Genomic DNA, 12,553 nt, shown 5'->3' with positions numbered 1-12,553 from the left:
CGCACGTACCGCACGGTCATGGACGTGACATTCGACTTCGACGGAACAGTCGCTCTCGTGACCGGCGCGAGCGGCGCGCTCGGCGGCGCAATCGCCCGCGCGTTTCACGATGCTGGCGCGTCGGTCGCGGCCGCGGACGTGGTCGAACCCGACGACGAGGACGGCTTTTTCGAGGCCGAAGGAGTCCGGTTCTACGAGGGCGACTTCACCGACGAGGCCGACGTGGCGCGCGTCGTCGATGCAGTCGTCTCCGACTTCGGCCGTCTCGACCACCTCGCCAACATCGCCGGGACGTGGCGCGGCGGAACGCCCATCGACGAGACGGAGGCGGACACCTTCGACTTCCTGTTCGACGTGAACCTCAAGACGATGTTCCTCGCGTCGAAACACGCGATTCCGCACCTCCGGGAGACCGAGGGCTCCGTCGTGAGCGTCTCGGCCCGCTCGTCGCTTGAGGGCGGCGAAGGCGACGGAATCTATCGGGCCTCGAAAGCGGGCGTCCGCCTGCTCACCGAAACCATCGCCGAGGAGAACCGCGGCGTCCTGCGCGCGAACGCGGTGATGCCGAGCGTCATCGACACGCCGATGAATCGCGAGATGATGGCCGACGCCGACTTCGAGAAGTGGGTAAAACCCGAGGAAATCGCCCGGACCGTCCTCGCGCTCTGTTCGGACGCGACTCCCGTGACGAGCGGCGCGGCCGTCCCGGTCTACGGCGAGGCCTGACTCGCCTGGCTCGTGGCAACATTCGCCACGAGAGGGCATGACATTCGTTGTGGTGCGCACGAATTTTTACGCGGTGCGCAAGGGATTCACGAACACGACACTCGTTAGAAAAATGAGGCTAATCGAGGTCTGAATTCGGACGAACGTGCCACATCCTATAGTTGGTTGGAGAATTATGTCGATTTTCACTCCGATATGCGACGGCATACCGCGTCATTTATCACACCCACATCGGCAACAGGGTGATAGACATGACCGAACGTGAAACGTGGGCAACCAGGGCAGGGTTCATCCTCGCGGCCGTCGGCAGCGCGGTCGGCCTCGGGAACATCTGGCAGTTCCCGTTCAAGACCGCTCAGTTCGGCGGTGCCTCTTTCCTGATCGTCTACATCATCGCGGCGCTCGGCATCGGCCTCCCGGCCATCCTCGCCGAGTTCGTCATCGGACGCAAGACCAACCTGAACACCATCAACGCCTTCGAGAAGCTCGGCTACAAGGAGTGGCGCGTCGTGGGCGCTATCGGCCTGTTCACCGGCTTCTGGATTCTGTCGTACTACAGCGTCGTCGGGGGCTGGGTCCTCCGGTACATCGGCGGCAGCCTGACCGGCGCGTACTTCGCCGCCCCGGCCGAGTACTTCGGCCAGGTGTCCGCCGGGATGGACGCGCTCGCGCTCCACGCCGTGTTCATGGCGCTCGTCGTCGGCATCGTCGCCGCCGGCATCGAAGACGGCATCGAGAAGGCGACGAAACTGATGGTTCCGAGCATCGTCGTCATCCTCGGCGTGCTCGCGGCCTTCGCCTTCACGCTCCCCGGCGCGTCGGAGGGTTACGCGTACTTTCTCTCGCCCGACTTCAACGCGCTCACGGAGAACTTCGCCGACATCGTCCCCTTCGCGGTCGGACAGGCGTTCTTCTCGCTGTCGCTCGGCATGGGCGCGATGATAACCTACGCCTCCTACATCGACGGCGACCAGAGCCTGTTCGGCGACGGTATCACCATCGTCTTCCTGAACAGTTTCGTCGGCATCCTCGCCGGTCTCGTCGTCCTCCCGCTCCTGTTCGCCCAGGGAATCGACCCCAACACGAGCGGCGCGGGCGCGGTGTTCATCAGCGTCGCCGGCGCGTTCGCCGACATCCCCGGCGGCCAGATAATCGGCCTCGTCTTCTTCGTGGTCGTGCTCATCGCGGCGCTCTCGTCTGCGATTAGCCTCCTCGAAGTCGTCGTCTCGTGGTCCATCGACAACTACGACGTCTCCCGCCCGCAGATGGCCGTCGGTCTCGGCGGCGTCATCTTCCTGCTCGGCGTCCCGTCGGCAATCGACACCGCGTGGCTCGGCTGGTTCGACACGCTCGCCTACAAACTGCTCCTTCCGCTTTCGGTCCTCGGCATCCTCGTCTTCGCGGCGTGGGTCTACGGCGCGCCCGCCATCGACGAACTGATGAAGGGCAGCGGACTCGGCGACGGCGTCGGCCTGACGTGGCTCTGGCTGGTTCGCACGCTCGTCATCGTCGCCGTCGTGGCGACGCTCGCTCTCGGGCTCCAGACGCTGTTCCTCGGCGAGAGCCCGGCCATCATCCCGCCCCTCTGAGGCGGCGAACGGTCCCGCTTTTCGAGCGGTTAGGAATCATCGGTAGCGATGCGTTTTCTCCGACTATTCGACGACGATTTTCACGCGTAGACCACTCAAAACCGTTAAATTTCTCCGATGACGTATCGTCGGTCCGAAAGCCCTTTTACTGGTGGACTGGCAATGGGTGTCAATGACACGAGAAACATGGGCAACACGGCTCGGGTTCATCCTCGCGGCCGTCGGCAGCGCGGTCGGTCTCGGGAACATCTGGCGGTTCCCGTGGCAGACCGCCGAAAACGGCGGCAGCGCGTTCCTCGTCGTGTATCTCGGCATCGTTCTCCTCGTCGGCGTTCCCGGACTCCTCGGCGAGTTCGTCATCGGCCGCCGCGCGAAGAAGTCGCCGGTCGGCGCGCTCCGGGACCTCTCGGGGTCGAAAACGTGGGGGGTCGTCGGCGCGTTCTCGGTCGTCACCGGCATCTCGCTGCTCTCGTTCTACAGCGTCGTCGGCGGGTGGATTATCCGCTATCTCCTCGAAAGCGGGGCCGCGGTCGTCGGCGGAAATCCCGCGTACTTCACCAATCCAGGCCAGTACTTCGGCGGCGTCTCCGCCGGCGTCGACGCCGCGCTCTACCATCTGCTGTTTCTCGGCCTGACCGCGCTCATCGTCTTCGCGGGCGTCCGCAAGGGCATCGAACTCGGCACGAAGGTCATGATGCCCGCCGTGCTCGTCCTGCTCGCCGGTCTCGCCGCCTGGGCCGCGACCCAGCCGAACGCGGCCGCCGGCTACACCTTCTTCCTCCGGTTCGACCCCTCGGTCATCACCGAGAACTTCTTTGCCATCCTCGGCCCCGCCGCCGGACAGGCGCTGTTTACCCTCTCGCTCGGCGCGGGCACGATGATAACCTACTCCTCGTACCTCGACGAGGACCGCTCGCTTCCCTTCGACGGGAGCGCCATCGCCATCCTCAACACGAGCGTCGGCGTCATCACCGGTCTCGTCGTCTTCCCGCTCCTGTTCTCGCAGGGAATCAATCCGACCGAGACCGGCACCGGGCCGGGCGCGCTGTTCGTCGGCCTCGCCGGGGCGTTCTCGCAACTCCCCGCGGGGACGCTCATCGCCACCGCGTTCTTCGCCGTCGTGACGCTCGCGGCGCTGTCGAGTTCCATCAGCATGCTCGAAATCCCCGTCGCGTTCCTCGTCGACGAGTACGGCGTCTCACGCAGGCGCGCCGTCGTCGGGATGACCGCGCTCGTCGCCGTCACCGGCACCGTCTGCGCGTTCAACCCGGGCATCTTCGGCTTCGTCGCCGGCCCACTCGTGAACGTCCTCCTGACCGCCGGTCTCGCCGCGTTCCTCCTGTTCGTCGGCTGGGTCATGGGCCGCGAGGCGCTCGAGGAGTTCGCCGCCGGCGCGGGCGAGTTCTCGAAGTCTTTCGCCACGCCGTGGCTCTTCGCCGTCGGGGTCGTCCTCCCGCTGTTCCTCGTCTTCACGCTCCTCACGCACTTCGGCGTGGACACGACCATCGGCTTCTGGCCGACCGTCGGCGTCGCTGTCGTCGCGTCCGCCGCTGCCTTCTTCGGCCTCCGACAGCCCGACTCGGTCGTCTGAGTAGGGTCTCCCCGCCGCGTTCGGCGCACTGATTCGACTCCGACTGCTCCATTTTCGGCCGACTCGACCGCGAGAAGCGGCCCGCCCGCCGACAACTATGATGATTGTTCCATCTATTCTTCGACAACTGTCGAAGTAAGGGTTGCCGGATTGCGGAACTCCTTTGACCGAGGACTGCGGACCGTTGCTCCAATGAGCGAAGGTGGTCTGGCATGACGATGGAAGACCGGATCGACGAACTCCGCGAGAAGCGCGAGGAAGCCCTGAAGGGCGGCGGTGAGGACCGAATCGCCTCCCAGCACGACAAGGGCAAGATGACCGCCCGCGAGCGCATCGACTACTTCCTCGACGACGGCACCTTCCGCGAGTTCGACCAGTTCCGGACCCACCGCAACCACAAGTTCGGGATGGAGGAGACGAAGCTCCCCGGCGACGGCGTCATCACCGGCTACGGCGAGGTCGACGGCCGAACCGTCTTCGTCTTCGCCCACGACTTCACCGTCTTCGGCGGCTCGCTCGGCGAGGTGTTCGCCGAGAAGGTCTGTAAGGTGATGGACAAGGCGATGGAGGTCGGCGCACCCGTCGTCGGCCTCAACGACTCCGCCGGCGCGCGGATTCAGGAGGGCGTCCAGTCGCTCGGCGGCTTCGGCGAAATCTTCCGCCGCAACACCGAGGCGTCGGGCGTCATCCCGCAGATTTCGGCCATCATGGGCCCCTGTGCGGGCGGCGCGGTGTACTCCCCCGCGCTGACGGACTTCACGTTCATGGTCCGCGACACGAGCCACATGTTCATCACCGGCCCGGACGTCATCAAGACGGTCACGGGCGAGGAGGTCACCTTCGACGAACTCGGCGGCGCGACGACCCACACCTCGACGAGCGGGGTTGCCCACTTCGCCACCGACACCGAAGAGCAGGCACTCGACGACATCCGCCACCTGCTTTCGTACCTCCCGCAGAACAACGTCGAGGACCCCCCGCGCGTCGAACCGTGGGACGACCCCGAACGCGTCGACGACGACCTCGCCGAGGTCGTCCCCGACCAGCCGCGCAAGCCCTACGACATCCACGACGTGCTCGACGGCGTCCTCGACGAGGGCTCCTTCTTCGGCGTGCAGGAGGACTTCGCCAAGAACATCGTCGTCGGCTTCGGCCGCCTCGACGGCCGCTCGGTCGGCATCGTCGCCAACCAGCCCCGCGTGAACGCCGGCACCCTCAACATCGAGGCCTCCGAGAAGGGCGCGCGCTTCATTCGCTTTTGCGACTCGTTCAACATCCCTATCCTCTCGTTCGTGGACGTGCCCGGCTTCCTGCCCGGTACCGACCAGGAACACAACGGTATCATCCGCCACGGCGCGAAGCTCCTGTACGCCTACTCCGAGGCGACGGTGCCCCTCATGACCGTCATCACGCGCAAGGCCTACGGCGGCGCGTACGACGTGATGGCCTCGAAGCACCTCGGCGCGGACGTGAACTACGCGTGGCCGACCGCCGAAATCGCCGTGATGGGGCCGCAGGGCGCGGTCAACATCCTCTACCGCGACGAACTCGAAGCCGCGGACGACCCCGACGCCCGCCGCGACGAACTCATCGAGGAGTACCGCGAGGAGTTCGCCAACCCCTACACCGCCGCGGACCGCGGCTTCATCGACGACGTCATCGAACCCGGCGAGACCCGCGAGCGCCTCATCTCCGACCTCCGGATGCTGAACTCCAAGCGCAAGTCCCAACCCGACAAGAAACACGGCAACATCCCGCTATGAGCGGGGACCTGCTGTCTGGATTGTCGATTCCGGACGACGCCGACGCCGAGGAGGCCGCGGCTATCGCCGCCGCCGTCGGCGCGCATCTCCACGACCAGTCGGTCGCCGCGGCCGCCGCGGCCGCCGACGACGGCGAGGAGACGTGGAACGAGGAGCGCTGGCGGTACGCCGGCCGCCTCGAATCGGTCACGGGCTGTAGCCGTCGCGTCCCCTCCGGCGCGCCGACCGACGCGTGGGCCGCCTCGGGCCGCGTCGACCGGTTCTGAGTCGGGTCGACCGCGAGTTCACGACAGAACAGCTACATTTTCTCCCGACGTCAGTCCGTCCGACATGGTCCAATCCGCGCTCGTCTGGCTGTTTCTCAACGCCGTTTTCGCCGGCTTCGCCGCCGTCGCTGTCGCGGCATACTACGCCGACGAGGGAGAACCCGACTTCATCTCCGCGGCGCTGGCCGCCGTCTTCGCCGGGACCTGCGTCGAACTCGGGATGGCGAACGGCTACCTCCCTGACGGGGTTCTTCCGACCGCCGTTGTCGGGGGCTGCATTGTCGTCGCGCTCGTCTCGCTCGCGGTCGGCGTACAACGGAACCAGACGGCGTTTCAGGCGTTCCGCGGCGACGCCCGGACTCGGTAGTTCACTCGGCGAGTGCCGGGTCGTCGACGATGACGCCATCGACACCGTACTCTCGGAGTCGCCGCGCGACCTCGCGGTCGGGGACCGTCCACGCGTTGACCTCGAAGCCGCGGTCGTGCGCCTCCTCGACCCGCGCCGACGAGAGCAGGTCGTAGTGCGGGTGGACGGCCGTGCAGTTCAGCGCGGTGGCGACCGAGAGCGCGCTCCCCCAGTCGGCCGCGAAGAGAAAGGCGAGCGGGAGCACGCTCGCCTCGCGCACCTCGCGGAGCGCGTCGGCGTCGAACGACGAGACGAGCACCTCGTGTTCCGCGTCACCCACGACGGCCGCGAGGTCGTCGGCGAGACCGATCTCTTTCAGTTCGACGTTGACCGCGACGCGGTCCGGTAGGGCGTCGAACACCGCGGCGAGCGTCGGAATCGACTCGTCGGAGTCGCCGATTGTGAGTTTCCGCAGGTCCGCGAGGCTCGTGTCGGCGACGCGGCCGGTCGCGCCGGTCACGCGGTCGAGCGTCTCGTCGTGGAAGACGACGAGTTCGCCGGAGCCGCACCGTCGGACGTCGAGTTCGACCCAGTCGAGTCGCTTCGCGGCCGCATCGAAGGCGGCGAGCGTGTTCTCGGGGGCGAGGGCGGGACAGCCGCGGTGACCGATGGCGCGCATGTCGGAGCATCGCGGGAGGGCGGACTAAACGCTTCCTCCGGACCGGTCGAAGGTGGTGCGGAGCGGTGGGGAGCGGAGGGGAGCGATTTGTACGGGTATCATTTACTGAGTACCGGCGCGCGCGAGGACCGGCGCGGCCGCTCCGCGTGGGCTGGAGAAGATGTGTTCGCAGAGAGAATCGACTGACTCGAACTTACGCGCCCTGGCCGCCCTTCTTGCGCGTGATGTAGCCGGCGATGCGGTTACGGACGCCCTTCGACTCGACCGTGGTCAGTTCTTCCACGCTGTCCTTGTTCGTCTCGAAGTCCGTGTTGAACGCCTGCGGGTATCGCTCCAGCAGGATGTTACCAAGCTGCTTGACGTACTTGGGCTTGATTGCCATGTCGGAAGATTCCCCGGACGAACACTAAAACGATTCGTTCCGTCTCGCGGCCGCCCGCTCGCGCCAGCCCGTCAACTCGTCGATTCTCGCGAACGCCTCGCGCTCTCTGTTTCCGCCGCATTTCTCGACCGTCTCGGCGAAGTAGTCGAGTCGGTCCAGCAGGTCGCCGGTGTCGAAAGCGGGCACGTCGAGGCGCGAGGCCGCCACCGTCGCGTCGATGACCGCGCCGAAGCCGCGGTTGATAGTGAACGGCCGGGTCCGCTCGACCGCGGCATCGACAGGCCGGAGGTCCCACTTTTCCCACTCGGTCCCGCCGTCCTCGCCGGAATCGACCGGTGTCGCCTCGACTTCGGCCCACGCGTCGGCCGAGTCGAGGACCGGCGAGTCACGCTCGTAGATCGTCATCGCGGCCTCGACGAACGTCCGCGGGTCGGAGACGAACTGAACGACGCCGCCGCCCTGCCGGTGGAAGTTCCGACGGGTTCGGGTGTTTCCCCACGTCGTCGCGGTTGCGGGTGGGAGCGACCCGGGAGAGACATCGTCGCCAACGTCGCCGGACTCCGGTGCGTGGACGCCGAGCGCCGCGAAGTTCCACCGGTCGTTCGGCCCGAGCGTGGCGACGACCGCCTCGGTGACGCCGCGGAGCTCGACGGGCCAGCCGTCGCGGTCGCCGGCGCGACGCCCCGCGTCCGTCCTCTCGTCGTCGCTCATAGCGGCACCCCCCGCTCCAGCGCGACGAACGTCGCCGCGCAGACGATGTCGGCGGTCGTGCCGGGGTTGATTCCCTCGGCGACGAACTCGTCGGCCAGTTCCTCGGCCTCGTCGAGGTCGGAGACGTCGGCCGCGCGGTCCATCACGTCGCGAGCGACGGCCTCGCCGTGGTTCGTCGCCACTAGGGTGTCCGGTTCCTCCGCGAGCAGGTCGAGAAACGCGCGAGCGACGCGGTCGGTGACGGGCCCGTCATCGGCGAGGATGGCCTCAGCCGCGCGGAACGTCCGGGCGAAGCCGCCGGTCCACTCGCGGGCGTTGGCGTCGCGCTCGGCGCTCAGGTCCATCACGTCGTACAGCGTGAATCCGCGGTCTCGGAGCGCGTCGGCCGCGTCGCCGCCGTGCCGAACGTCGAGGTCGGGAGCGTCCTCGGGTACGTCGCCGACGGCCACGTCGACGTGTTCGAACGCGCGGTAGAACCCGACCGCGTCGGCGACGGTGGTCGATTCGACCACGGCGGTCGCGCCGGCGGACGAGAGGTCGCGGTCGTCCGCGGCGGCCGCCCGGACGAGCGGGACGAGAAGCAGGAGACAGCCGAACTGGGTGTTGCCGCCGCCCTGCCGACTCATGCCGGCGACCGCCTCTTCGAACGCTTCGCCGACCGGCGCGCCCGACGCCGCCAGTTCGAGGCCGGCCGCGGAGCCGACCGCGCCCGTCAGGAACTGTTCGAAGTGCAGGTCCGAGAGGTCGCGGCGGCGGTCGACGTTCCCCGGCTTGGGCGTGCCGGCGACCTCGAGCAGGAGCGCGAGTTCGGCGTGCCGCGCGGGGCCGAATCCGCGGTCCGTAACGGGCGCGACCATCAGGCGGACACCCCGCTCTCGTCGCCCGACTCGGCGTCGCTCTCGCGCCCGGCGAACCAGTCGTCCACGGCGGTTCTGACCCGGCGGAGGACCGCCGGATTGTCGCTCGGCCGCCCGACGCTCACCGCGTCGGCCCCGTAGTCGAGGTACTCGGTCGCCGTCTCGCGGTCGCGGACGCCGTTGTTGGCGACGACGAAAAGGTCGGGTGCGGCGGCGGCCACGTCGGCAATCACGGCCTCGGAGTCCATCGCGTCGACGTGGAGCCAGTCGGCCCCCGCGTCGGCAAGGGTGACTGCGAGGCTCGGGAGGTCAACGCCGTCGATTTCGGCGCGGACTTTCGCGCCGACCGGCGCGCCGGATTCGGCGGCCGCGGTGACGTACGCGGCCAGTCGGTCGGTGTCCCGCAGGAGCGTCTCGCCGCAACCGACGGCGCAGAGTTCGTCCTGTCGGCAGTGGGCGTTTATCTCCACACCCGCACCGCGGTCGGCGCAGACGGCCGCGACCTCCCGAATCGGGTCGGGCGAGGTCGCTCTGACGTTGACGGCGACGAAGCGGTCCGCGCCGTCGAATCCGGCGATAGCGTCGAGTTGGTCTGAGACGAAGGCGACCGGGTCGTCGGCGAGGAACTCCGAGCGCCCGCGGGCGACGAGGTCGCGGGCCGCCGCCTGCGAGGCGTCGTCGAGGGCGACGCCGCCGACGAACGCCGCGCCGACGTGGGGGGCCGCGGCGTCCGCCCACGCGGCATCTGACTCGCCGCTGAGGCTCGCGACGGCGACCCGCGGGGTGAACATCACGACACCTCCGCGAGCGCCTCGGCGACGGCGCGGGCGACGCGTTCGGCGTCTTCCGGGCCGTCGATTCGGGTGTCAGTTCTGACGACCGGGCGGTCGAGGTCGGTGCCGTCGTCCGTGTCGAGGACGAACGCGTCGGCGAAGGGGTAGGCCTCGGTGACGCCCGCGGTCGAGGGGTCGTAGCCGACGCCCGCCATGAGGTCGGCGGCGGGGCCGGAGAACACGGTGTCCTCCACGAACGGCGAGACGGCGACGACCGGCGTGTCCGCGAGGGCGTCCGCGAAGCCGTCGATGGCGAGCATCGGGCCGATGCTCGTGACGGGGTTCGAGGGGCCGACGACGACAGGTTCTGCGAGGGCGTCGGCGACTTCGTCGGTGATGGTGGCGTCGTCAGCGCCGCGGAACTCCACGTCGCGGACGGCGGGGTCGGCGCGGCGGTGGACCCAGTACTCCTGGAAGTGCATCGTCCCCTCGTCGGTGTGAATCAGGGTCGCAACGGGGTCGTCGCTCATCGGGAGGAGCGACACGTCGAGGTCGAATGCGTCGGCGAGGGTCCGAGTGACTTCGGTGAGCGAGTTCCCCTCGTCAAGAAGCGAGGTGCGGGTGATGTGGACCGCGCGGTCGCGGTCGCCGATTTCCATGAACTCCGCGACGCCGGAGAAGCGCCGCCAGCGGGCGATGCCGCGGCCGGCGGTCTGGGCCGACTCGGGGAGATAGCGCGGGCCGGATTCGAGGCCGGCCGCGTCAGCGAGGCGGTGGAGTTCGTCGTCGGTCGCGGTGGTGTCGTCGGCGATTCCCCACCAGCGGTCGGTGTCGAGGACGCCGCCGCCGGCGAAGAGGACGGTGTCCACGTCGGGACAGACGAGGTGACCACCGAGTTCCACGTCGTCGCCGGTGTTGGCGACGACGGTCGTCTCGGCGGGGTCGAACACCCCGGCGGCCCCGTCGAGGAGTTTGGGGGTGCCCGTGCCCCCGGCGAGGAAGGTAACCATGATGCGCCGTAGGACGAGTGTCCGTTTGAAAGTTCCTTCACCGGAGACGCCGGCCGGTCGCCGGTGGATGTCGATGAGTCGCGCAGACCGACGAAGTCCTCCTCAGCGACCGCCGCGATAGGCCACCGACACGTCGAACTCCGACGGCATCACCTGTCCGGCGACCGCCTTCCTGACGAAGTAGCCTGAGAAGCCGGTTATCAGCGCCGCGCCGAGGCCGGACATGACGAACATCACGCGCCCGGCGGTCAGACCGGTCAGGGCGCTCATCGCGGCCCAGTAGCCCGCGAAGACCACGAACAGGCACGCGAGACCGAGGAGGGCGTAGCCGATGGCGCTTCCAAGGGCCGAGCGGAGACTCATGTCCCCGCATCCTCGCCCCCGAGTGAAACGGTTTGTGGGCGGTCGAACCACCGCCACCATCGTGCGACAGGAACTTCGTTGAAATACTCAAAGTCTAACAGAGTCGGCGTGCTGAATAGCGAGGATATCTCTCGAAAATAGGCATTCAGTTCAATTTCCCAACAATATTTATCTGCAACCCATACTAACTGAGAAGAGTTACAGAAAATGAAAAAGACCCACAAGTTGGTTCTCTTCATTGGCCTACTATTTCTGGCTACATTTTTCATCCCTGACTCCCCGTACAGCCCTTCTGTACACAGTGAAGCGTCTCCATCCGCCCCCGACCGCCCAACTCAATTAACCGAGTCGAGCGTCCAGACTTATGCAGTCACATACGAGGAGAGGTTACTTCACAACGAACTTATTCAGTCACGTGGGCTGACCCGCGATAGGGGCGATAAGATAATCAGCGAATGTACTGTGACTGAGTTAGAAAGACGGTCGTCCTCAGAGTTTGCCGTCAACATGAGCTGTCACGGAGAAATAAGAGACATCTACAGAATCATCCAACCAACTGACTTCAGTTACGAGGTTGCGTATCTTATTACGCCGGAGTCAACTGAGGAAATTTCAATTCGAGGATACCCTCTTGAAGGGAGTCGATATCTCAGAGAGCCATATTGATTTTTGTAATACTAGGTCACTCAATGACCGACTTGCTCTCTGGATTCAGCACAGTCTCGACAAGCTATCACCAGCTGAGGTTTTCAACAGAGCCCGACGGGGCGGACCACCGACAACACGCGTCACAGAACGGCTATCGCCACCGCGAGACGAATACACACCATGGAATTGTCCCCTCGAACCGCGGTTGTGGTCGCGCTCGTTCTCGTCGTCGCGGTCGTCTCCGGCGGCGTGCTCGCGCTCGATTTCGAGGCCGCGAACTACGAGACGGCGACCTCCGCGACCGCCGCGTCGGGCGGGTCGAACGTCGATTCGCTCCCGCCGATTACCGAGGGCGTCCTCGTGGTCGACGCGCCCGAGGCCGTCCGCGACGACCTGACGGCGGCACTCGTCGAGTCGTTCGCAGAGCGGGGCGTGACCCTCGAACCGACCGATACCCGCGGCGAGGACGCCGAGGGCCCGGTCGTGGTCGTCGTCGTTGACGAGTGGGGCTCGCGCTGGAATCCGGTCGCTCCTTCGGGGGCGGTGGCGTGGCGCGCGGCCTTCGACGCGGGCGGTCACGAGAGACACGTCGACGCGGCGCTGTCGGGTGACCCACTCGTCTTCGAGTCCACCGACGGTCCCGACCTCGCCGGGTCGGTCGAAGCGTCGGTCGAAAGCGCCGGAACCGGGGTCGTCAGCCGACCCGCCTACCGCGACCACCTCGTCGGCGTCGTCGCCGACGCTACCGCAGAACAGGTCGTCGGACAGTTCCCCGACCGGTGAGGCGGGCGGCGCGGGCGGTCGTACGGACGGCCACCTTGCCCCCGTGCCGACCCGAATGCTCGGCTA

At 67.0% G+C, this 12,553-nt stretch carries 14 protein-coding genes; 7 read left to right on the top strand and 7 right to left on the bottom strand.

The genetic code is table 11. The features are described from left to right. Positions 1-18 precede the first annotated feature (18 nt). From C5B90_RS10505 to C5B90_RS10480, 6 genes are all read left to right on the top strand, one after another. Positions 19-726 carry an SDR family oxidoreductase gene (locus C5B90_RS10505; protein ID WP_115881303.1) on the top strand — a complete coding sequence of 236 codons (708 nt, stop codon included), beginning with the start codon at positions 19-21 and terminating at the stop codon, positions 724-726. A 251-nt stretch (positions 727-977) separates the two neighbouring features. Beyond that, positions 978-2,315, top strand: coding sequence for a sodium-dependent transporter (locus tag C5B90_RS10500; RefSeq protein ID WP_115881301.1), 1,338 nt, complete (start codon positions 978-980; stop codon positions 2,313-2,315). Between the two features lie 172 nt (positions 2,316-2,487). After that, on the top strand, positions 2,488-3,906 hold the full coding sequence (locus C5B90_RS10495) for a sodium-dependent transporter (protein WP_115881299.1): 1,419 nt from the start codon (positions 2,488-2,490) through the stop codon (positions 3,904-3,906). 218 nt (positions 3,907-4,124) lie between these two features. Then, positions 4,125-5,669 carry an acyl-CoA carboxylase subunit beta gene (locus C5B90_RS10490; protein ID WP_115882488.1) on the top strand — a complete coding sequence of 515 codons (1,545 nt, stop codon included), beginning with the start codon at positions 4,125-4,127 and terminating at the stop codon, positions 5,667-5,669. After that, positions 5,666-5,935 carry an acc operon protein gene (locus C5B90_RS10485; RefSeq protein WP_115881297.1) on the top strand — a complete coding sequence of 90 codons (270 nt, stop codon included), beginning with the start codon at positions 5,666-5,668 and terminating at the stop codon, positions 5,933-5,935. The genes C5B90_RS10490 and C5B90_RS10485 overlap by 4 nt, the downstream gene beginning before the upstream one ends. Positions 5,936-5,999: 64 nt before the next feature. Further along, the gene (locus C5B90_RS10480) at positions 6,000-6,302 is read left to right on the top strand and encodes a hypothetical protein (protein WP_115881295.1); all 303 of its coding nucleotides are present in this window, start codon (positions 6,000-6,002) and stop codon (positions 6,300-6,302) included. A 1-nt stretch (position 6,303) separates the two neighbouring features. Here the strand turns inward: C5B90_RS10480 and C5B90_RS10475 are convergent, their stop codons facing one another. The 7 genes from C5B90_RS10475 to C5B90_RS10445 form a co-directional block, all read right to left on the bottom strand. Continuing rightward, positions 6,304-6,960, bottom strand: coding sequence for a glycerophosphodiester phosphodiesterase (locus tag C5B90_RS10475; RefSeq protein WP_115881293.1), 657 nt, complete (start codon positions 6,958-6,960; stop codon positions 6,304-6,306). 193 nt (positions 6,961-7,153) lie between these two features. Further along, entirely contained in the window at positions 7,154-7,342 is a 189-nt protein-coding gene (locus C5B90_RS10470) for a 30S ribosomal protein S17e (RefSeq protein ID WP_004042417.1), read from the bottom strand. A gap of 24 nt (positions 7,343-7,366) precedes the next feature. Further along, on the bottom strand, positions 7,367-8,053 hold the full coding sequence (locus C5B90_RS10465) for a DUF447 domain-containing protein (protein WP_115881291.1): 687 nt from the start codon (positions 8,051-8,053) through the stop codon (positions 7,367-7,369). Continuing rightward, positions 8,050-8,910, bottom strand: coding sequence for a triphosphoribosyl-dephospho-CoA synthase (locus C5B90_RS10460; protein ID WP_115881289.1), 861 nt, complete (start codon positions 8,908-8,910; stop codon positions 8,050-8,052). The genes C5B90_RS10465 and C5B90_RS10460 overlap by 4 nt, the downstream gene beginning before the upstream one ends. Next, on the bottom strand, positions 8,910-9,701 hold the full coding sequence (locus C5B90_RS10455) for a tRNA-dihydrouridine synthase (RefSeq protein ID WP_115881287.1): 792 nt from the start codon (positions 9,699-9,701) through the stop codon (positions 8,910-8,912). The genes C5B90_RS10460 and C5B90_RS10455 overlap by 1 nt, the downstream gene beginning before the upstream one ends. Further along, the gene (gene cofD, locus C5B90_RS10450; RefSeq protein ID WP_115881285.1) at positions 9,701-10,693 is read right to left on the bottom strand and encodes a 2-phospho-L-lactate transferase; all 993 of its coding nucleotides are present in this window, start codon (positions 10,691-10,693) and stop codon (positions 9,701-9,703) included. Before cofD ends, C5B90_RS10455 begins: the two co-directional genes overlap by 1 nt. A 102-nt stretch (positions 10,694-10,795) precedes the next feature. Then, on the bottom strand, positions 10,796-11,056 hold the full coding sequence (locus tag C5B90_RS10445; RefSeq protein WP_115881283.1) for a hypothetical protein: 261 nt from the start codon (positions 11,054-11,056) through the stop codon (positions 10,796-10,798). 828 nt (positions 11,057-11,884) lie between these two features. Between C5B90_RS10445 and C5B90_RS10440 the strand changes: the two genes are divergently transcribed. Continuing rightward, the gene (locus C5B90_RS10440) at positions 11,885-12,487 is read left to right on the top strand and encodes a hypothetical protein (protein WP_115881281.1); all 603 of its coding nucleotides are present in this window, start codon (positions 11,885-11,887) and stop codon (positions 12,485-12,487) included. Positions 12,488-12,553: the final 66 nt, after the last annotated feature.

It is taken from the genome of Haloferax sp. Atlit-12N, from assembly GCF_003383095.1.
GTDB lineage: Archaea > Halobacteriota > Halobacteria > Halobacteriales > Haloferacaceae > Haloferax.
Note: the sequence above shows the minus strand (reverse complement) of the source record. Positions and strands in the feature narration are given on the sequence as shown.

What these genes read in the sequence shown, in the direction of transcription:
- C5B90_RS10505 (WP_115881303.1), top strand. Translation starts at nt 19, where the DNA reads ATGGACGTGACATTCGACTTCGACGGAACAGTCGCTCTCGTGACCGGC.
- C5B90_RS10500 (WP_115881301.1), top strand. Translation starts at nt 978, where the DNA reads ATGACCGAACGTGAAACGTGGGCAACCAGGGCAGGGTTCATCCTCGCG.
- C5B90_RS10495 (WP_115881299.1), top strand. Translation starts at nt 2,488, where the DNA reads ATGACACGAGAAACATGGGCAACACGGCTCGGGTTCATCCTCGCGGCC.
- C5B90_RS10490 (WP_115882488.1), top strand. Translation starts at nt 4,125, where the DNA reads ATGGAAGACCGGATCGACGAACTCCGCGAGAAGCGCGAGGAAGCCCTG.
- C5B90_RS10485 (WP_115881297.1), top strand. Translation starts at nt 5,666, where the DNA reads ATGAGCGGGGACCTGCTGTCTGGATTGTCGATTCCGGACGACGCCGAC.
- C5B90_RS10480 (WP_115881295.1), top strand. Translation starts at nt 6,000, where the DNA reads ATGGTCCAATCCGCGCTCGTCTGGCTGTTTCTCAACGCCGTTTTCGCC.
- C5B90_RS10475 (WP_115881293.1), bottom strand. Translation starts at nt 6,960, where the DNA reads ATGCGCGCCATCGGTCACCGCGGCTGTCCCGCCCTCGCCCCCGAGAAC.
- C5B90_RS10470 (WP_004042417.1), bottom strand. Translation starts at nt 7,342, where the DNA reads ATGGCAATCAAGCCCAAGTACGTCAAGCAGCTTGGTAACATCCTGCTG.
- C5B90_RS10465 (WP_115881291.1), bottom strand. Translation starts at nt 8,053, where the DNA reads ATGAGCGACGACGAGAGGACGGACGCGGGGCGTCGCGCCGGCGACCGC.
- C5B90_RS10460 (WP_115881289.1), bottom strand. Translation starts at nt 8,910, where the DNA reads ATGGTCGCGCCCGTTACGGACCGCGGATTCGGCCCCGCGCGGCACGCC.
- C5B90_RS10455 (WP_115881287.1), bottom strand. Translation starts at nt 9,701, where the DNA reads ATGTTCACCCCGCGGGTCGCCGTCGCGAGCCTCAGCGGCGAGTCAGAT.
- cofD (WP_115881285.1), bottom strand. Translation starts at nt 10,693, where the DNA reads ATGGTTACCTTCCTCGCCGGGGGCACGGGCACCCCCAAACTCCTCGAC.
- C5B90_RS10445 (WP_115881283.1), bottom strand. Translation starts at nt 11,056, where the DNA reads ATGAGTCTCCGCTCGGCCCTTGGAAGCGCCATCGGCTACGCCCTCCTC.
- C5B90_RS10440 (WP_115881281.1), top strand. Translation starts at nt 11,885, where the DNA reads ATGGAATTGTCCCCTCGAACCGCGGTTGTGGTCGCGCTCGTTCTCGTC.